At 60.1% G+C, this 18,804-nt stretch carries 17 protein-coding genes; 2 read left to right on the forward strand and 15 right to left on the reverse strand.

The window, feature by feature from the left end; all coding sequences use genetic code 11:
* Positions 1-22: 22 nt before the first annotated feature.
* Entirely contained in the window at positions 23-1,111 is a 1,089-nt protein-coding gene (gene dinB / locus AC1DUP_RS04380; RefSeq protein WP_477832272.1) for a DNA polymerase IV, read from the reverse strand.
* 343 nt (positions 1,112-1,454) lie between these two features.
* On the opposite strand from dinB, the gene AC1DUP_RS04385 reads away from it, so the two are divergent.
* Positions 1,455-2,477, forward strand: a complete 1,023-nt coding sequence (locus AC1DUP_RS04385; protein WP_477832176.1) for a methyltransferase — start codon at positions 1,455-1,457, stop codon at positions 2,475-2,477.
* On the opposite strand, the gene AC1DUP_RS04390 is transcribed toward AC1DUP_RS04385, so the two are convergent.
* From AC1DUP_RS04390 to AC1DUP_RS04410, 5 genes are all read right to left on the reverse strand, one after another.
* Complete coding sequence (locus AC1DUP_RS04390) at positions 2,461-4,224, reverse strand: CocE/NonD family hydrolase (protein ID WP_477832177.1); 1,764 nt, start codon at positions 4,222-4,224, stop codon at positions 2,461-2,463. The two genes, AC1DUP_RS04385 and AC1DUP_RS04390, sit on opposite strands and share 17 nt — an antisense overlap.
* Positions 4,225-4,230: 6 nt before the next feature.
* Positions 4,231-5,232, reverse strand: coding sequence for an ABC transporter permease (locus AC1DUP_RS04395; protein WP_477832178.1), 1,002 nt, complete (start codon positions 5,230-5,232; stop codon positions 4,231-4,233).
* On the reverse strand, positions 5,225-6,724 hold the full coding sequence (locus tag AC1DUP_RS04400) for a sugar ABC transporter ATP-binding protein (protein ID WP_477832179.1): 1,500 nt from the start codon (positions 6,722-6,724) through the stop codon (positions 5,225-5,227). The genes AC1DUP_RS04395 and AC1DUP_RS04400 overlap by 8 nt, the downstream gene beginning before the upstream one ends.
* Positions 6,721-7,782, reverse strand: a complete 1,062-nt coding sequence (locus AC1DUP_RS04405; protein WP_113301323.1) for a sugar ABC transporter substrate-binding protein — start codon at positions 7,780-7,782, stop codon at positions 6,721-6,723. Before AC1DUP_RS04405 ends, AC1DUP_RS04400 begins: the two co-directional genes overlap by 4 nt.
* Positions 7,783-7,849: 67 nt before the next feature.
* Positions 7,850-9,277 (reverse strand): arabinose isomerase, encoded by a 1,428-nt coding sequence (locus AC1DUP_RS04410; RefSeq protein WP_477832180.1) that lies wholly within the window; start codon positions 9,275-9,277, stop codon positions 7,850-7,852.
* 255 nt (positions 9,278-9,532) lie between these two features.
* Here AC1DUP_RS04410 and AC1DUP_RS04415 point away from each other — a divergent pair, with 255 nt between their 5' ends.
* A complete protein-coding gene (locus AC1DUP_RS04415; protein ID WP_115037863.1) occupies positions 9,533-10,411 on the forward strand; it encodes an AraC family transcriptional regulator in 879 nt (292 codons plus the stop codon).
* Positions 10,412-10,612: 201 nt separating this feature from the next.
* Here AC1DUP_RS04415 and AC1DUP_RS04420 read toward each other — a convergent pair whose 3' ends face one another.
* The 9 genes from AC1DUP_RS04420 to eutB all read right to left on the reverse strand — a co-directional run bounded on the left by AC1DUP_RS04420 (position 10,613) and on the right by eutB (position 18,803).
* Complete coding sequence (locus AC1DUP_RS04420; protein WP_115037861.1) at positions 10,613-10,975, reverse strand: MmcQ/YjbR family DNA-binding protein; 363 nt, start codon at positions 10,973-10,975, stop codon at positions 10,613-10,615.
* Positions 10,976-11,463: 488 nt separating this feature from the next.
* Positions 11,464-12,243, reverse strand: a complete 780-nt coding sequence (gene ehuA / locus AC1DUP_RS04425) for an ectoine/hydroxyectoine ABC transporter ATP-binding protein EhuA (RefSeq protein WP_115037859.1) — start codon at positions 12,241-12,243, stop codon at positions 11,464-11,466.
* Positions 12,240-12,932 carry an ectoine/hydroxyectoine ABC transporter permease subunit EhuD gene (gene ehuD / locus AC1DUP_RS04430; RefSeq protein WP_477832181.1) on the reverse strand — a complete coding sequence of 231 codons (693 nt, stop codon included), beginning with the start codon at positions 12,930-12,932 and terminating at the stop codon, positions 12,240-12,242. Before ehuD ends, ehuA begins: the two co-directional genes overlap by 4 nt.
* Positions 12,933-12,945: 13 nt before the next feature.
* Positions 12,946-13,611, reverse strand: a complete 666-nt coding sequence (gene ehuC, locus AC1DUP_RS04435; RefSeq protein ID WP_113301329.1) for an ectoine/hydroxyectoine ABC transporter permease subunit EhuC — start codon at positions 13,609-13,611, stop codon at positions 12,946-12,948.
* 58 nt (positions 13,612-13,669) lie between these two features.
* Entirely contained in the window at positions 13,670-14,521 is an 852-nt protein-coding gene (gene ehuB / locus AC1DUP_RS04440) for an ectoine/hydroxyectoine ABC transporter substrate-binding protein EhuB (RefSeq protein ID WP_113301330.1), read from the reverse strand.
* Positions 14,522-14,565: 44 nt separating this feature from the next.
* On the reverse strand, positions 14,566-15,594 hold the full coding sequence (gene doeB, locus AC1DUP_RS04445; RefSeq protein ID WP_115037857.1) for a N(2)-acetyl-L-2,4-diaminobutanoate deacetylase DoeB: 1,029 nt from the start codon (positions 15,592-15,594) through the stop codon (positions 14,566-14,568).
* Positions 15,595-15,598: 4 nt separating this feature from the next.
* On the reverse strand, positions 15,599-16,777 hold the full coding sequence (doeA, locus tag AC1DUP_RS04450; RefSeq protein ID WP_477832182.1) for an ectoine hydrolase DoeA: 1,179 nt from the start codon (positions 16,775-16,777) through the stop codon (positions 15,599-15,601).
* The gene (eutC, locus tag AC1DUP_RS04455; RefSeq protein ID WP_115037853.1) at positions 16,774-17,787 is read right to left on the reverse strand and encodes an ectoine utilization protein EutC; all 1,014 of its coding nucleotides are present in this window, start codon (positions 17,785-17,787) and stop codon (positions 16,774-16,776) included. Before eutC ends, doeA begins: the two co-directional genes overlap by 4 nt.
* Positions 17,784-18,803: a hydroxyectoine utilization dehydratase EutB gene (gene eutB, locus AC1DUP_RS04460; RefSeq protein WP_162805106.1), complete on the reverse strand. Its 1,020-nt coding sequence runs from the start codon at positions 18,801-18,803 to the stop codon at positions 17,784-17,786. The genes eutC and eutB overlap by 4 nt, the downstream gene beginning before the upstream one ends.
* Between the last annotated feature and the right edge of the window lies 1 nt (position 18,804).

An 18,804-nucleotide genomic window follows, 5' to 3' on the forward strand; every position in this document is an offset into this window, starting at 1 on the left:
TAAGCTGGCGGATGTTCGTCCGTTACAATTCGAGATCAAGCTGGGCCTGCTGCTGCGTATTGCCGGCTCCCGCGGACGTCAGCGAAGAAAGCGTCACGCCGAGCAGGCGCACAGGGCGCTTGAACGGATAGACGGTCGCAAGAAGTGCTGATGATGCGTCGAGGATTTCAGCCACGTTGGCGAACGGGACTGCCTCCGTTCGACTGCGCGTTGCCTGGGTGAAGTCCGAATATTTGATTTTCACGGTCACCGTCTTGCCGCCGATGCCCTGCGCCTCGCAGTAGCGCCAGACCTTTTCGGCAAGCGGCCTCAGTTCTGCGGTGGCAAGATCGAGATCGATGATGTCTTCGACAAAGGTGTCCTCGGCACCGACGGATTTTCTGATCCGATCGGGCTTCACCTGTCGCTCGTCGATGCCGCGGGCAATGCCATAAAAATACGGTCCTGACTTCCCGAAATGCTCCTGCAGGAAAGCAAGCGATTTCGATTTAAGATCGGCGCCGGTCTCGATCCCGTATTTCCGCATACGCTCGGCGGTGGCTGGCCCCACGCCATGGAATTTATTGATCCGGAGGGCCTCGACAAATGCTGGCCCGTTCTTGGGTGTGATGACGGCCTGACCATTAGGCTTGTTAAGGTCGCTCGCCATCTTGGCCAGGAACTTGTTGTAGGAAATCCCGGCCGACGCGTTGAGGCCGGTGACCTGCTTGATCTTTGCACGGATCTCCAGTGCAATCTCGCTGGCGATCTCCATGCCCTTGAGATTTTCGGTGACGTCGAGGTAGGCCTCGTCGAGGGATAGCGGCTCGATCAACGGCGTGTATTCCGCAAAAATCTCACGGATCTGTTGGGACACTGCCTTGTAGATGTCAAAACGCGGCGGCACGAAAATCAGATCCGGGCATTTGCGCTTGGCGGTTACCGAGGGCATCGCCGAGTGAACACCGAATTTGCGCGCTTCGTAGCTCGCCGCCGCCACCACGCCGCGGGCGGCCGATCCACCGACGGCAATCGGTTTGCCACGCAATTCCGGGTTATCGCGTTGCTCAACCGACGCATAAAACGCGTCCATGTCGACATGCACGATTTTTCGGACGGGTGATGAACTCATGTCGTTCATGGCGGCTTCAGCGATCGGAAAGGCCTTTATATTATTATGCCGAAACAAAAAGAGAACATAGCAGGCTTTGCTGCGATTTCAACGATTTCGATATGGCGGTTGCCGCGCCGCGAAGCTACCGGCCGCCGAAGGCCTTTTCGTCCTTTGAATATCATCCTCAGCAGTCGGACGTCGGCGTCGCCCTGTGGGTGCTCTAACGTTGGCGGGCCGGCAGGACAGCTGGCGCGATCACCCGATAGGGTTAGCGTGGTATGTATTGTAGAATGTGCGGATATACGCATAATTTCTGCGGCTGGCGCTGCCAGGCAAGATCGTCGAGGCTCTGGGGGATCCCATGGAAACAATCGTCGAAGACGCCCATGCCGGCGTAGTGTCGCCCGAACTCGTAGTCGACGCACTATTTGCATGCCGAAAGACTGCAGCGATCAGGGCGGCCATCGAGCTCGATCTCTTTACTCATATCGGCGAGGGCAAAACGGCAGCATTGCTGGCATCGGCAACAAGCGCCTCGGAGCGTGGGGTGCGTATCCTGTGCGACTACCTCGTGGTACATGGTTTCCTGACGAAGGAGAGCGGACAGTACCGAATGACGCCCTCGACCAGAATGTTCCTCGATCGCAATTCGCCGGCCTATATGGGCTCTGCCGTCGAGTTCGTCGCTGCACCCGAAATACTGGATAATTTTCTGCGCGATCCGGCCGCCGCCGTGCGAAACGGTGGTTCGGCCGGGCTTGCGAACATGTCCCCCGATAACTCCGTTTGGGTGAAGTTTGCGCGCGGCATGGGCTCGTTTACCGGGCTCAGCGCCAAAATACTGGCTGGCGAAATCTCCGGCTGGCCGAGCCCTCCCAAAAAGGTTTTGGACATCGCTGCAGGTCCAGGCGTTTTCGGGATCGAAATTGCGAAGGCCTTTCCATCGGCGGAGATCGTCGCCGTCGACTGGGCTGCGGTGTTGGAGCTGTCGCGGCAGAATGCGAAAAAAGCCGGTGTGGCTGACCGGTACCGGACGATCGCCGGCAGCGCCTTCGATGTGGAATGGGGCGCGGGTTATGATCTCGTCCTGCTTCCGAATTTTTTGCACCACTTCGATTTGCCGACATGTGCCCAACTGTTACGAAAGATCATCTCGAGCCTGGCAGAGGATGGTCGGATCGTTGCGGTCGATTTCGTGCCGAACGAAGACGGCGTGTCGCCGCCTTTTCCCGCGGCGTTCTCTTGGGAGATGCTTGTCGGCACGCCGGCGGGCCAGGCCTATACGCAAAGTGAGCTGACCGAAATGGCAAGACTGGCTGGCCTTGCCGGCGTCATGGTCAAACCGATGCCGCCAACTCCGGCAAGCCTCATTCTCTTCGAATAGCCGATCGACCGCCGCCTGCGTCGCCCAACCCGGCCAGTGATGCCGCTATCGGATAGGCTGCGGTCACGACCGGCAGGACGAGCCGGCTGGGATAGGAGGTCCCGGAAAAGATGCGCTGCTCGGCCGTCGCGAAATCCGATTGCCTCGCAAGAGTGGAAGCGATGCCAGACTGCGGATTGCGATCGAAACGCGGGAAGTTCGAGGAGGCGATCTGCAGCCGTAGCCGATGCCCCTTCTTCAGCAAGCGGCTCATATGTCCGAGGCGGATGGAGATCTCCTGAGGTTCGTCGCTCGCTTCGCTTCGGTTCCATCGCAGGATCCCATCGACAATGCCGACGCTTTTTCCATCCGAATCGACCTCGCACAGCTTGGCCGTCCAGTCACAGGTCATGGCCGAAGTCGTGACCCAGAGGCTCGCCGTCACCAGCCCCGTCACCTCCAGATCGTCGCGAAGTGGATGACCGGTAAAGACCAGGACGTCTTCTCGTGTCTCAATCCCCGTCTGATCGCGCGGTCCTGAATTGCGGCCAAGAAGCAGGCCGGGCAGAAATGTCGCACCGCCAATGCTCGGCACCGGGGTCGACGGATCGGACATGTAGCTGCTGGTCGCTTTCGCACCCGGTGCCGTACCCAGCGCGCCTCGGCTGCAATCGAGAAAATGCGGTACGGCGATCGTATCAGGAAGCGGCCAGTCGGGAGCAGCGTGCCAGCTGTTGGAACCCGAACGGAAATATCGGACCATCGGCGATCTCGGCTGACGGCCCTGGAGAACGCTGTCGAAAAAATCCAGGTTCTCTTCCACAAGGTCGACGCTTGATGCGGCATAGCCGAGCCACTCCTCGCCCTGCCAGTCGCTCGGATTGCCATGAGACCAAGGGCCGATGATGAGCCGGTCCGGCATCTGGCTGTTGCCCGCCCAGCGCGATTTCGCCTGTTCAAAAAGCTCGATAGAACCTTCCAGGAAGAGATCGTTCCACCCGGCGACGACGAGCATCGCGGTGTGGTTTGTTCGGGTCCAGTCGAGCCGGTCAGTTCCGGGCCTGCTGTCGACCGCCTGCGGATCGAACCAGTCGCGAACGTAGGGTGCAAGCTCTGTGATCGCTTCATCGAGGATTGGCAGCCTCGCGAATGCCGCAGCAGGATCTCGCTGCAAAAGTTCGAGCAGCGCCTGCACACGGTCGCGCATATCGGCTGGCATCGCCGCCATTCGATGCTGGATATGATCGGCCCCAAGCGACTCGATCACCCACAGCAGCAGAAATGCAAGTTCGAGGGCACCGCCGCGATACATCCATGTTTCGCCGTGGCGTGCGGTCGTCAGTTGCGGCGCAATCGCCGCCAGCCCCACGGGATCCTCTTGGAGCGCCAGCACCTGCGTTGCGCCGACATACGACGCCCCGAACATTGCGACCTTTCCGTTGCAGAAGGACTGGCGTCGCAGCCATTCGATCGTGTCGGCACTGTCACGTCCTTCGAATTTGAAGGGAACGAAATCGCCGTCCGACTGATAGCGGCCGCGCGTATCCTGGACCGCGATCGCATAACCCCGGCGTAGCGCCGTCTGGAATTCCAGGGCGGAAATATATTGCGAGCCGAAGGGCGTTTCCTTGCGATAGGGAGTGCGTTGCAGAAGCACCGGGCAGGCGCCGTCCGACGCGGGAAGCCAGATATCGGTCTTCAGGATCACGCCGTCACGCGTTGCCACATCGACATTGTCGAGCAGCCTGAACGTTGCCTGTTTCGTCATGGTTCCTCAGCGCCTTCCGACGAGTCGCTGCCGTAACTGGTCAAAGGATACTGCAAGAATGAGCAGAATGCCGGTAGCAGCTTGCTGCCAGGAAGAATTGATGTTCATCAGCGTCAGGCCATTGTTCAAGACACCGACGATCAGCAGGCCGATCACCGTGCCGAACATCGTTCCGGTGCCGCCCTTCAACGATGTTCCACCGAGAATGACGGCGGTGACGACCGCGAGTTCCAGACCGAGGCCGGTCGTGCCGGATGTTGAGCCGAGCTGCGAGGCACTCATCAGTCCGCCGAGCCCGATAAAGACGCCCGATAACAGGAAACTTGAGAAGACCACGCGCTTCGTCTTGATGCCAACCAGCCGCGCCGCATTTTCATTGGCGCCGATCGCATAGATGGACCGGCCGAACACGGTGCGCTTGAGGACGATGCCGATGACGATCGCCACGAGAATGAAGACCAGCGCCGACAGCGGGATATTGAAGAAGGGGCGCCAGATTGCCCAATCGAAATTGGCGATCAGCAGATTCTTGCCCCCGCCGATCGACTGGGTCAGTCCTCGGAAGATTGCCAGCGTCCCGAGCGTGGTGATCAGCGCATTAACGCCGATTTTTGTGACCAGAAAGCCGTTGATCACGCCGATGCCCATGCCGACGACCAGCGCGAGGGCGCTTGCCGGCACGATGCCGATACTGTTGACGGTCAGGGCCATGACAAGCGCCACGAAGGCAACACCGCTGCCGACCGACAGATCGAACTGGCCGGCAATCAGCAGCATCGTTCCGCCGGCAGCGAGCACGCCAGTTATGGACAGTGCGGTGATCACGTTGACCCAGTTGCCCCAAGTCAGGAAATAGGGCGAGCTCAACGAAAAGAAGACGATTTCCGCGAGCAGGAAGGCGAGAAGGGCCGCCGATTCCGGTGTCTTGCGAAAGAAGCTGGCCTTGTCACCATTCGCGTCAGTGTCCGCCATGGTTGTCATGGCCTCGGTTTGAAGCTTGTCATGCATGGACACCGCCTCCTGCGGCCTCTGTCAGGGTTTCGGTCGAAATACGCTCATGCGGAATTTCCGCGATCAACTGTCCGCGCACGAGCACCAGCGCGCGGCTGGCGACCGCATTGATGTCTTCATAGTCGGAGGTCGCGATGATGATGGCATGGCCCTTGACCGTAAGTTCCGCCAGCACACGATAGATCTCCTGGCGGGCGCCGACATCGACCCCGCGCGTCGGCTCCGTCAAGACAAGGATTTTCGAACCCGCCTCAAGCCAGCGGCCGAGCAACACCTTCTGCTGATTGCCGCCGGACAATTCGGTAATCGTCTGGCTGCCGGACGCGTCCGCCTTTACACGCAGCTCCCGGTGCCATCTGGAATAGGCTGCGCGTAGCCGATCGCCGCTCAGCATGCCGTAACGCGCCAGCCGCGACCAGCTCGGTGCGGACAGGTTTTCGGCGAGCGTCATGGTGCGCAGAAGCCCCTCGCTTGCCCGATCGGCCGGCAAATGGCCGATGGACGCCGCGATCGCCTCGGCGGGGTGACGAAAGCGCACCGACTTGCCGTCGACGATCAGCGTGCCTTGATCGAACGCCCGTGCACCGACCAGCGATGCGGCGAGCTCCTGAACGCCGGAGCCGACTTTGCCATACATGCCGAGGATCTCGCTGGGGCGCAGCGAGAAGGAGATATTCGAAAAGGCATCGGAGGCGAGGCGATCGGCCTCAAGCACCGGCTGTGCGACGGAGGAGGGGGCGGCAAGCGACTGGCGCGTATGGGCGACTGCCCGCCCGACCATCGCTTCAATCACCTGTTCCTGGCTGACCTCGCTGGTTGGACGATCGAGCGAAACGCGGCCGTCGCGCAGCACGCAGACACGATCGGCCAGGGCAAAGACCTCGTCGAGCCGGTGGGTGATATAGAGAATAGCGGTTCCGCGTTCGGCCAGACGCCGGATCAGCTGAAAGAGCTTACGCGCCTCAGCGTCCGATAGGGCAGCCGTCGCCTCGTCGAAGATGATGCATTTCGAGGTGCCGATCGTTGCGCGGGCGATCTCGATGATCTGCCGCTCGCCGAGCCTGAGGTTTGCCACTTTCGCCGTCAAAGGCAAGTCGGCACCGAGAAGATCGAGCGCTTCGCGTGCCATCGCCCGCATCGCGCGGCGATCAAGAAGGCCGCCCCTGGTCGGCCACGCGCCAAGCAGGATATTTTCCGCAACCGTCAGGGTCGGGGCATCGGCAATCTCCTGGGCGATCAGTCTTATGCCGGCATCCCTTGCATCGCTCACGCCATGGAAGGATGCTGCCTTGCCGTCCACGGCTATTGTGCCATCGTCCGGCCGGTGGTCACCGGCCAAAATGCGCACGAAGGTAGACTTACCGGCACCGTTTTCCCCGAGCAGGGCGGTGATCGTCCCGCCCGCAAGATCGAGGTCCACGCCATGCAGGACCTCGACCGGGCCGAACGATTTCCGGATGCCGCGCACGGCAAGGAAGTCGGTGGTCATTTGCAGGCATACTCCGGATAGACCTTGGCGATATTTTCAGGCGTGATCAGTTCGTGCGGAACCAGGATCTGGCTGTTGATCTTCCCGCCTTTGATGGCCTTGACAAGATTGGGCACGATCAGGTTCGCATAACGCTCGGGAAAATAGGCGGCTGTCGCGATGAAATGCGGAGCGGTCCAGATCTGGCAATTGTCCGGATCAAAATTCTGAACGCCGAGGTAGAGGTCCTGATTCCGTCCCTGCGTGCGCGCCGCGGCAAGAGCTGCGGTGATGACGTCTTCGTTGATGCCGACGGTGATGATCTTGCCGGCACCGGGCAAGGCAGTCAGGGTATCGGTAAACTGGCGCTGTGCAGCGTCGGCCTGGCCGCCGGCACCGGTGTCGATGATGCGCAGGTTTTGAACCGGTCCGCAGACGGCTTCGAAGGCCTTGCGGATGCCGCCCATGCGCTGGTCGTTGACGACACCGACGGCGGTCGATTCCAGCGAGACGAAAGCATCATATTCGCAATTGAAATTCTTTGCGAAATACATGCCGAGTTCATGGCCGACGATCTCGCCGGCATAGGAATTGGCAGCGCCGACGAAGGCGGTCTGGCAGGGCTTCTGTTCGATATCGATCGCGATGACCGGAACCTGCGGTCCCTCGGCACAGATGTTGGCTGCCGCTGCCGCGTCCGCTTGGAAGGTGACGAGCCCGTTGACGTTCTGCGTCTTGAATTGACGGACGCAGGACAGTGCCGTTGCTGCATCCATCTTGGAATCGCAGGTCACGAGCTTGAAGCCGGCAGTCTCCGCCGCCTTTTCCATACCGCGCTGCAGCGCATCGGTGAAGGGAACGCCGAGGATGAGTTGCGTGAAGCCGATCGTCAGATCCTTGGCGCTGCCCGGTTCAATCGGCTCGAACTTTGCCACCTCGGCCGGCGGCGTCGGTGCGGGAGCGTCGAGATGAATTTCGGCGGCATGTGCCGTCTGGCCTGCCAGAGCAAGGACGGCTGCGATCAGCAGCCCTTTGAAGCCGCGTCCGCGGACTGGGTCTTTCGAATTCCATGTTGGCATGTCAGGTCCTCCTCACCTGTTGATCTGTTGTTGACCGGGGCGACACCCAGCCTATGCACGAGACTGTTCAGCAGATCTGGACCACCTCGATATCCAGAAGCTTGCCAAATTTTTTGATTTTCGTTGCGATATGTCCGGTGCCGACAGCGCAGTGATGGGCCGGACCCTCAGCGTTCCAATCCTCGACGAAACGGCGGGCACCGATCTCGAACTTGTAACGGCTGTTCGTATTGCCGATCTCCAGGATCGGTCCTGCAACGGACTGGCCCTCGGCGCAGATCAGCACGATCCGGCCCTCACGCTCGATGACCGAGAGAAGCGTCACCGGGCCATGCCGAACGGACATTTCGACACTGACGCCGGATCCAACCTTGCCGTGATAGACCTTCAGCGGCCGGATCTTCGTCTTGCCCTCTGCGACCTTGATATGGCCCGGCCCGTCATGTCCCATGAGCACGACATCCTCGACAAAATCCATGGCGTAATATTCGGTGAAGGATCCGCCGACTCCGAATGTGTCCATGATCTTCATCGCCTGGGCGTTCTTGACCTCGTATTCGCCGGCCACCGGCACGCCTTGCGCCGTTAGCAGGGAGGAGCCGACGATGACCGAGGTGATCACGTCCTCGTATTCATGGCCGGGCGTGGATTCGTAATAATAGGCGAGCGAGCCGAGCTTCTTGTTATCGACGAACTTGCGCAGGGCCACCGCGGTAGCGGCCGCTCGGCGCAATTCGGCCGGATCGCAATCCGCATCGATGTCGAATTCGGCCTTCATCGTCGCAAGCGAGGCCGTGATCTCTTCGTCGGCCAATTCGCGCCGCAGGCGCGCCAGTTCGTCGATCTCGACGATTTCGATATGCGTGCCGAAGGCTGCGGTTTGCGCCGTCAGATCGGAATAGATGTCGAGCATGCCGTTATAGTAGTGCCCCATGACGCCAAGCCGGTTATGTGCCATCACATGGGCGACACGGGCTGCATCGATCCAGTCGGCGATTTCGCGCTCAACATGCGCGTCGCCATGCAGCATGCCCGTGACCTGGTGGAAAGCGACACCGGACCGGCGAAAGACATTGGCGAGTTCCGGGACGGGGCAGGCGCCGCAATGGGCGAGCCATTCACCGGTCATCCTCGTGCGGTCGCCGAGTGCGTTGACGCGGCGATAGTCGATCGCGGCTTCCGGCTGCAGATTGAGGATGATGACCGGAACGCGTGCCCGGCGCACAACGGGCAGGACCGTGGATGAAAGCGCGTAGGTCGTCACATGCAGGAAGATGATATCGACATCGGCTTCGCGGAAGCGATGGCCAGCCTCCAATGCCTTTTCGGGCGTATCGATCAGGCCAAGGTTGACGACGTCGATATCCGGGCGGGCAAGCTTCCCGGCCATCTGCCCGACATAGGCTGAAAGTCTTTCTTCCAGCCCCTCGAATTGGGGCCAATATGTTGCAAGGCCTATCCCGAACAGGCCAACCTTCAGCTTGCGGTCCGTCATGCGCGGTCCGACGCCGGGCAATGAACTGGGCATGGCAGCAGGCATAGCCCGGCTGCGCTCAGCAACGAAAACACTGACATTTCTCCTCCAGAGCCGCAATTGGAGTTGCGGTTCGATCATCTGCCTTCAGCGGCAACTTGCGCTGTCGGTTCCGTCCTCTTGATAAACCGTAGCATCGCCGATGCCAGTTGACATCACGCTCATTTCTTCAAAAATGATCTGAAGCATACAAAAAATGATCCTCGGAAAAGTTACATGACACAGAATTATTTCCTCTATTTACCCGATAATCGGCTGTGTTCTGCCTGGGGATGCACGGCAATCTCCAGCGGGCATACGAAAATCCTGCCTCATTCCATATATCCTCCCATTCGCCATCCAGACGATCATCATTTCGACTGGAAGAGGGGCCGTGTCCTGCAGGCCTATCAGGTCATCTTTATCGCGGAAGGACGCGGCCTGTTCGAATTCGGACGCCGCGGCAGGCGCCAGCCGGTCGAGGCCGGGTCCATTGTCCTTCTGTTTCCTGGCGTCTGGCATCGCTTCGCGCCCGATCCCGAGCTGGGCTGGACTGAAAACTGGATCGAATGTCGCAGCACGGCTTTCGATTTCGCCCGCACCGCTGGATTGATTGACCCTGCGCATTCCGTGCTGCCGTCGAGCCCGGATTTCGCGGCAGTTTTCGAAAAGATCCACAGCCTCGCGGCGGAGGAAGGGCTTGCCAACCAACCGCTTCTTTCAACCCTCGGCTTGCAGCTTCTGGCTTTGCTCTCCCAACAACGAGAGCTGGCATCGGCCGCGCCGGCGGATCGTCTCGTGGAACGGGCACGCGTCATCCTGATGGAGCGCTGCACGCAGCGAGTATCGGTCGAGGATGTCGCCCAGGAACTTGGTGTCAGCTATTCGTATTTTCGGCGCGTCTTCCGTGAGAGGACGGGCGTCTCGGCCAAACAGCACCTCGTATCCCTAAGAATACGGCGGGCCCAGGATATTTTTGCCAATACGGATAAATCTATCAAGGAAGTGGCCGGGCTTCTGGGCTTCAGTTCGGCTTTCCATCTGTCGTCACAATTTCAACTCCTCGTGGGATGCAGCCCATCCGAATACAAGCGTCGTACCAGCTGCGGTGAGTGAGATTAAATGTCGTCGAGATTCCCAAGCGTTTGCGCCCACGTCTCGCCAAATTCTGATCTGGCACGCTGTCATTGGGCCGACGGGTCATCCACGGAGCCTTCTCGCGGAAGGGAGCGGGCTTACCGATGCTGCTCGTGGTCCTTTTCGACGCTGACATTCCAACGGTCGAGCGTCCACTTCTCAAATCGGACCCGCCAGCGTCTATGACGTCATCAGGCCTAGCTCGAGCCGCCTTTTCTTCGGGAGGCCCCGCGAGACGATGAGATGCGACTCGCAGATGTAGTCGCGCAAGCTGGCGTCCGAGAGGCCGGGCTTTGCGAAGTGCTGGATCCACTTCATGCCGCGCGATGCGAGATACGGGGCGGGCCGCAAACCAGGTTGTTCCTTCAGCATCTCATAAGCAATTTCGCTGACTTTGAAGGTGAAACTTGGTTCGTCGTCGTGCCAACCGCCAATCGCGAACACCTTGCCGCCGACTTTCCAGACATGCGACCCGCCCCATTGGACGACGTAGCTCGTGGCCGGCAGCATGCCGCAAAACGCATTGTATTCCTCGTATGTCATATCTCACCCCGGCCGGCCGCCATCATCTGACTCATCATGGCATGTCGATCGCGGATCCGCACGTCGTCGAGTGCAGACTCGGTACGCCCCTCATGTTTCACTCGAATACCACCCGCCTCTGGCGCTGATCCTTGTCAAACCGAGGGGCTGACTCCATCCACTCGCAAATGCCGCTTGCCGATCCGTGGCGATAGCAGAAGACGAACCGCTGCTGAACGCTGCCGTCAGCTTCTGTTTCGTGGCACGAGCAGGGGAAGGTGTTGCTCCTCCTTGAACAAGCGAAATCTGTGCTGCGCGCGGCCGTCGCTCGCCATGGCGTTCTGCGATTGCGTTGTGGTTGCCGGAGGGTGAAGAGACGCCGAGCCGGAACTGCGCGAGGGATCGGACAATGCCGCAACTTCGGTCGCGAGCGTATGGGACGCAGCATTCGACTGCTCGACCATTTTTTAGGCTGCCGCCGACGACTTTGCTGCCGCTGAATTTCCTGATCAACCTAGAACGGATGACAGAAATTCGCGCGTCCGCTCCTCTTGCGGAGCGCCGAATATCTTTTCCGGTGCACCCTGCTCGCAAATGCGACCCCTATCGAAAAAGCAGACGCGATCGGACACTTCTCGGGCAAAGCGCATTTCATGAGTGACGAGCAGCATGGTCAGATCATGTTCATGCGCCAGTCCGCGGATGACGGAAAGCACTTCGCCCACCAGTTGCGGATCAAGTGCCGAAGTCGGTTCATCGAAAAGCAGAACCCGTGGACGCATCGCAAGCGCACGGGCAATTGCCACACGCTGCTGCTGCCCGCCGGAAAGCTGCGCCGGGTACTGGTCCTTCTTATCCGCCAGCCCCACCATCTGCAGCAGTTCAATCGCCCGCGCCTCCGCTTCCGCCCGCGCCATTCCCAGCACCCGCACCGGCGCCTCGACAACGTTGCGAAGCACCGTCATGTGAGGAAAGAGATTGAAGCTCTGGAAGACCATGCCGACGTGATTGCGGATCTGACGCAGGTGTTTTTCCGACGCTTGGAAAGGCCCTTTGCCTCCCGGCTCGTGGTAGGGCGTACCAGCAAGCGTCAGCTTGCCTTCCTGGAAGGGTTCGAGTGTCATCAGAATACGCAGGACCGTCGACTTGCCGGAGCCTGACGGTCCGATGAGCGTGACTTTCTCACCCTTCGCAACGCTGAAATTGAAGTTGTCGAGCACTGTCAGAATGCCGAAGCGCTTGGTGACATCGGAAAACTCAATGATGGGCGGATCGATGTTATTGGTCATCGCAAGGGTATTCCTGCTTTTGGAAGCGCTTTCTGCAAGCGGTGGAGGCCTGCCGAGCAGATCAGCGTCAGCAGAAGGAAGATCAGGCCGACAAGCGTCAGCGGCACGAGATATTCGAAAGTGCGTTCGCCGATCATGTTGGCAAGCCCCATCATCTCGAGAACGGTGACCACGGAGAGCACAGGCGTTTCCTTGATCATAGCCACGAGATAATTGCCCATGRCCGGCACGATGCGCGGAATTGCCTGGGGAAGGATGATGTCGCGATAGGTCTGCATACGGGTCAGATTGAGCGCGGTTGCTGCTTCCCACTGGCCACGATGCACGGCTTCAATGCCGCCGCGATAGACCTCCGACGTATAGGCCGCATATTGCAGACCGAGTGCCAGCGCACCGGTGAGGAAGGCGGGCAGCACGATGCCGAAATCGGGCAGTACGTAATAAAGGAAGAACAACTGCACCAGAAGCGGCGTATCGCGCAGGAACTCGACGATGAAGGCGGTCGTCCAGGAGATTAGCGTGACACGGCTGCGGCGCAGCAAGGCAAACACCAGGCCAAGTACCAGGGCAATCGAAAAGCCGGCGGCTGCCGCCTTCAATGTGACCGTCAGACCAATCAGGATGATGGGAAGGATCGAGGTCGTGTAGGTAACCCAGGTCGTCGTGTCCCATTCGTAACCGTACATCATAACGGTAAAGTCCTCACGAGTGGCTGCCGCGGGGGAAGACGTCGCCGCGTCGCACGAAATGCTCGATCACACGGATCGCAACCATCAAGAGGAGCGACATGGCGAAGTAGCAGACGAGCGTGATCGAATAGATGCTGGCGCTATCGAGCGTCATGTTGCGGATCGACTGGGCTGCGAAGGTGAGATCGGCGATCGAGATAAGCGAAACCAGCGAGGAAAGCTTCAACGTTTCGATCGCGAGATTGCCGAATGCCGGCATCATCTCGACGACCGCCTGCGGCAAGGAAATGCGAAACAGCGTCTGGAAACGGTTGAAATTCAGCGCGCGGGCGGCTTCCAGCTGCTGCGCTGAGACAGACGAGAGCGCGCCGCGCACGATTTCCGCGCCGTAGCCGCCGGCATGCGCGGCGAGCACCAGAATGCCTGTCGTGATCGGGTCGAAGCTCAAGCCGACAAGCGGCAGTGCATAGTAGAACCAGAAAAGCTGGACAAAGAGTGAGGTGCCCCGGAAGACCTCCGTATAACACAGCGCGATAGCCGATAGGATCGGTCCGCCCTCAACACGCAGTATGCCGAACACAAAAGCGAGCACCGCGCCGATGGCGATCGACGCCAATGTAATTGTCATCGTGACGATCGCACCTTGCCAGAGCATTGGCAGGTAGGCTGTCCAGCCCATCCGGAAATCTCCCGATTTTTACGAATGGCGCTCGATTGGGATCGAGCGCCTTCTGCCATTACTTGCCGGCGCAGAGGTCGGCGACGTTCTTTCCTGCAGCCGCGGCGATACTCTGTTCTGAGACGCCGTACTTGAGAAGGATCTTCTTGTACTCGTCCGTCTTGCGAAATTCGACAAGGGCTGCATTGAAGGCGTCGCGGAGCTCCTTGTCTTCAGGGCGGAAGGCAAAGCCGCCGTAGTTGCGCACCGGTGCACCTTTGACGATCGGATCTTCAAACGGTGCTACCTGCTCGACCTGCGCCTGGTCCTTGGCGAGTGCGGCGACTGTCAGCTCGGTCGCCGCATACGCGTCAGTCCGACTTTGAACGGTCGGGATAGCGTCGGCATTGGCTGGGATGAAGACGATCTGCTCATCCTTGACGCCAACGGCGCGCAGGAAGTCCACATTGTTGGCGCCCGAAACGACAGCCACGGTGAGCGAAGGATCCTTGGCGATGTCTGCGTAGGTTTTTAGCCCCTTAGGATTGCCCTTCTTGACCAGAAGCCCCTCGCCATAGGACGAGTTTGGCTCGGTGAAGGCCACCTGCTTGCACCGTTCCGGCGAGATGTTCTGCTCGGCGGCGGCAAAATCGAAGCGTTTTGCCTTAAGACCCGGGATGAGTGTGCCAAATGGCGTGACGGTCCAGTTGGTCTCTTCGATTCCCATCGACTTCAGCACGGCGTTCGCAACATCAGGACCGATGCCGGCGGAGGTGCCGTCGGGCTGCATGTAGGAATAGGGCACTTCGTTGGCCGTCGCGGCGCGGATATATCCCTCCTTTTTGACCTCTTCGACGGTGAGCGCGCTGGCAGACGTGATTCCAATGCCAAGAGCGAGGGCAGAGAGCCCGGCGATTTTCATGATATGCATGCGAATACTCCTCTGGTTTGGTTTTCGTGGTCCGTTTTCGGATCTCACGGGGTTTTGTGGTTGGTTTTCTCCGTGATCGTGGCGATGACGGAAAGGCAGTCTCCGGCCTTGATCAGGCCGGGTACGTGGCGCGCCGCGAGCACGCCGTCCATGGAGGCGCGGTACTCGATCGGCTTGATGCCGGTTTTTCCGATGGGATAGACGCAGGCGATGATCTCGCCGGTCCTGACGGGATCGCCGAGATCAAGTGCAAATGCGATCAATCCCTCATCCTGGGCGAAGCTGAAGCAATCGCTCGATGGCATATCCAGCCAACTGCTCGGCCGAGCGTCTGGTACCCCCTTCAGAATTCCGGCGTGACGCAGGAGGTTGAGGCTGCCCTGTCGGGCAATGCCGATGGATCTTGCGCTGGCAGTGCCCGCGCCGCCGAGCTCGGTAGTGACGAAAACCTTGCCCATCTCTTCGACCGTCGTATCGAGCATGCCGACCGCATCGATCTCCAGCATCTTCATCGAGTAGGGCGCAGCGAAAGCCGCAACGGCATCAAAACAGCGCGCTTCCTGGGCCTTGTCGGGCAGTTCGTGTGCTGCTGCATAGGGCAGAAAGTCCAGTGTCTTGCCGCCCGAATGGAAGTCGAGCACGATGTCGGCGAGTGGTATCAGATGGCGGGTGACATAATCCGCGATCTTTTCCGTCACCGTACCATCCGGGCGACCCGGAAAGCTGCGGTTCAGGTTTCCGCGATCAATCGGCGACGTGCGTGTGCCGGCGCGAAACGCGGGATAATTGAGCGCCGGGACGATGATAATACGCCCGCTCACCTGCGCCGGATCCAGCGTTTGCGCCAGTTCGAAGAGGGCCGCCGGACCTTCATACTCGTCGCCATGATTGGCACCGGTGAGAAGAGCGCTCGGGCCTTCCCCGTTGGAAATGACGCAGACCGGGATCATCACCGAGCCCCAGGCGCTGTCATCACGGCTATAGGGCAGGCGTAGATGCCCGTGCTGCACGCCCTTCGCGTCGAAATCGACGGAAGGGGTGATCGGCGAGGGGCGGGGCGTGCTGGTCAGCATCGCATCAGCCCTTCACGAACAGCTGGCGTGGCACGTTCGACAGGCATTCGACGCCGGTTTCGGTGATCGCGATGCTCTCGGTGATTTCCAGCCCCATATCTTCGAGCCAGAGACCGGTCATGAAATGGAAGGTCATACCAGGCTTCAACTCCGTGCGGTCGCCGGGGCGAAGGCTCATGGTGCGTTCGCCCCAGTCCGGCGGATAGGACAGACCGATCGGATAGCCGGTGCGGTTGTCCTTGATGATCCCGTATTTCTTCAACACGGCGAAGAAGGCATTGGCGATGTCTTCGCAGCTATTGCCCGGCCTTGCTGCGGAAAGACCGGCTTCCATGCCTTCGAGCGTCGCCTTTTCCGCGTCGAGAAAGGCCTGCGTCGGCTTGCCCAGGAATACGGTACGCGACAGCGGGCAATGGTAGCGCTTGTAGGCGCCGGCGATCTCGAAGAATGTTCCTTCGCCCAAGCGCATCGGCTTGTCATCCCAGGTCAGATGCGGGGCGGAGGCGTCCGCACCCGACGGCAGAAGCGGCACGATTGCCGGATAATCGCCGCCGAATTCCGACGTGCCGCGAATGCCGGCATCATAGATCTCGGCAACGAGATCGCATTTGCGCATGCCGGGCTCAATGACGTCGACAATGCGCTTATGCATCAGCTCGACGATCTTGCCTGCCTTGCGCATATAGTCGAGTTCAGTCGTGCTCTTGACCGCGCGCTGCCAGTTGACGAGGCTTGCCGCATCCTTGAAGCGGGCATTGGGAAGATGCTTCTGCAGGGATGCGAAGGCGGCTGCCGAGAAGTAGTAATTGTCCATCTCAACACCAACCGTGAGGTTGGCCCATTTGCGCTCATCGATGATCTGCGCCAGGAGATCCATCGGGTGGCGTTCGGTCGACTGGACGTAGTGATCCGGATAGCCGATGATATTGTCATGGTGCAGGTAAGCGGTGCGCTTTGCGCCATTGGCGTCCTGCTTGCGGCCGTACCAGATTGGTTCGCCGCTCGGCGGCACCAGAACGCACTGGTGCACATAAAAGGACCAGCCATCATAACCGGTGAGCCAGTGCATGTTGGATGGATCCGTGACGATCAGGAGGTCGATCCCCGCCTTTTCCATCGCATGACGGGTTTTGGAAAGGCGCGCGGCATATTCCTCGCGCGTAAAGTTCAGCGTCACGCTCACGCTGCATCTCCCATTTTGATGTCGTTTTCGATCGTTTGGCCGCTTCCCGCGTCTTTCGCCCGGGCAAGGGCCAGATTGGCGATGGCAGTATCCTGCACGCCGGTGCCTGTGAGGTCTGCGAAGGTTATTTCATCTGCGCTCGAGCGGCCGACTGCCTTGCCGGCGATGACAGCTCCGAGTTCGGCAAACTGCCGGTCCGGCGTGACTGCGCCGGTCTTGATGGCATGGTGCAACTCGCCGAGGATGCGGGTCTGCGAGAGCCGATCCGCGACGTAAGTCGCCCGAGCAAAGGCGGCCGGATCGATTTCGTTCTTGTGCTCTGCATCCGATCCCATGGCGGTCAGATGCTGACCAGGTTCGAGCCATTCAGCCATCAGGATCGGCTGTTCTGCGGGCGTCGTCGTGACGATAGTATCTGCACCACGGACGGCTTCGCGCGGATCGCCAATGGCGGCGACCTCGATCCCGTGGTCGCGAGCGACGTCAGTGGCAAGCTTCTGCGCCTTTGCGTGGTCGCGTGACCAGATGCGCGCCGCTGTGATCGGGCGCACAAGCAGGAGAGCCGCGAGCTGCAGCCGCGCCTGCATGCCTGCACCAAAGATCGTCGCGACGCAGGCGTCTTGGCGTGACAGGTGCCGCGCGGCGACCGCACCGGCGGCTGCCGTGCGCACATCCGTGAGATAACCGTTGTCGAGAAAAAGGGCTTCGACCAATCCAGTCTTGGCGCTCAGCAGGATCATCAGCCCGTTGAGGCTCGGCAGACCGATCTTGGGGTTGTCGAAGAATCCGGGGCTGACCTTGATGGCGAACCCGTCAAAGCCCGGCACGTAGGCCGTCTTGACGTCCACTTCACCACGAAAGTCCGGAATGTCCAGGCGCAGGATCGGAGGCATGGCAACGGCTTTGGTGGCGAGCGCAGCAAAGGCCTGCTCGACGCAATCGACGGCGGAGACGTCGAGCTTGACGATGGCGCGAAGGTCTTTCTCCATCAGGATGCTGATGCGGCTCATGGGGCGGCCCTCGCGACGATTTTCTGGTGCAGCGCCGGGTCTATGTTGCCGCCTGAGATGATGATGGCAGTGGGGCCTGACAGTTCGACCTTGTTTGCGAGGATGGCGGCAATGCCGACCGCACCGGCACCCTCGACGGTTATGTTCTCCTGGCGCGCGGCATGGCGGATGCCTTCAGCAATCTCGTCTTCGGTCAGAAGCACGATGTCGTCGAGGAGATCGCGGCAGAGGGTGAAGGTCACATGGTTCGCAAGACCGATGCCGCCACCAAGCGAGTCCGCCAGCGTCTCCTCCTCGCGGATCGCGACAGGCTTGCCGGCGGCAATCGCCGCATGCATGGCTGCCCCGCGCTCCATCGAGATGCCGATGACGCGGATCTCAGGCTTCAAAGCCTTGACGGCAACGGCAATGCCGCCCGCCAGGCCGCCGCCGGAAAGAGGCACCAACACGGTCGTAAGTTCGCGCAGATCCACTACAATTTCGAGGCCGATCGTGCCTTGACCCGCAACGACGTTCGCATCGTCGAAAGGCGGGATCGGAGTGAGGCCACGGCTTTCGATCAGGCGTTCGGCTTCGTCTTGTGCGTCGTCCTGCGATGCGCCGACAATGCGGACTTCGGCCCCGAGCGTGCGGATTGCTTCGACCTTATTGGCTGGAACGAGCGATGACATGCAGATGGTGGCCGGAACGCCCAATTCGCGTGCGGCATACGCGACGGCGCGACCGTGATTTCCTGTCGAGGCGGTGACGAGGCCGCGCTTGCGCTCAGCATCACCCAGCGACAGGATCGCACTCATCGCGCCGCGCAGCTTGAAGGCGCCGATGGGTTGGCATGTTTCGAGCTTGAGATGGACGGGTTGACCGGTGCGTTGGGAGAGCGTGCTGGAACGAACGAGTGGTGTGCGCGCCACCCTGCCGGCGATGCGGGCGGCAGCCTGCTCGATGTCCGCCAGCATGACTGGCAGCACCTTTTCTTCAGTCGATCTGGACAGGATTTCGCTCTTCATGATTGTCATG

This window comes from Rhizobium sp. 01L419, from assembly GCF_056400025.1.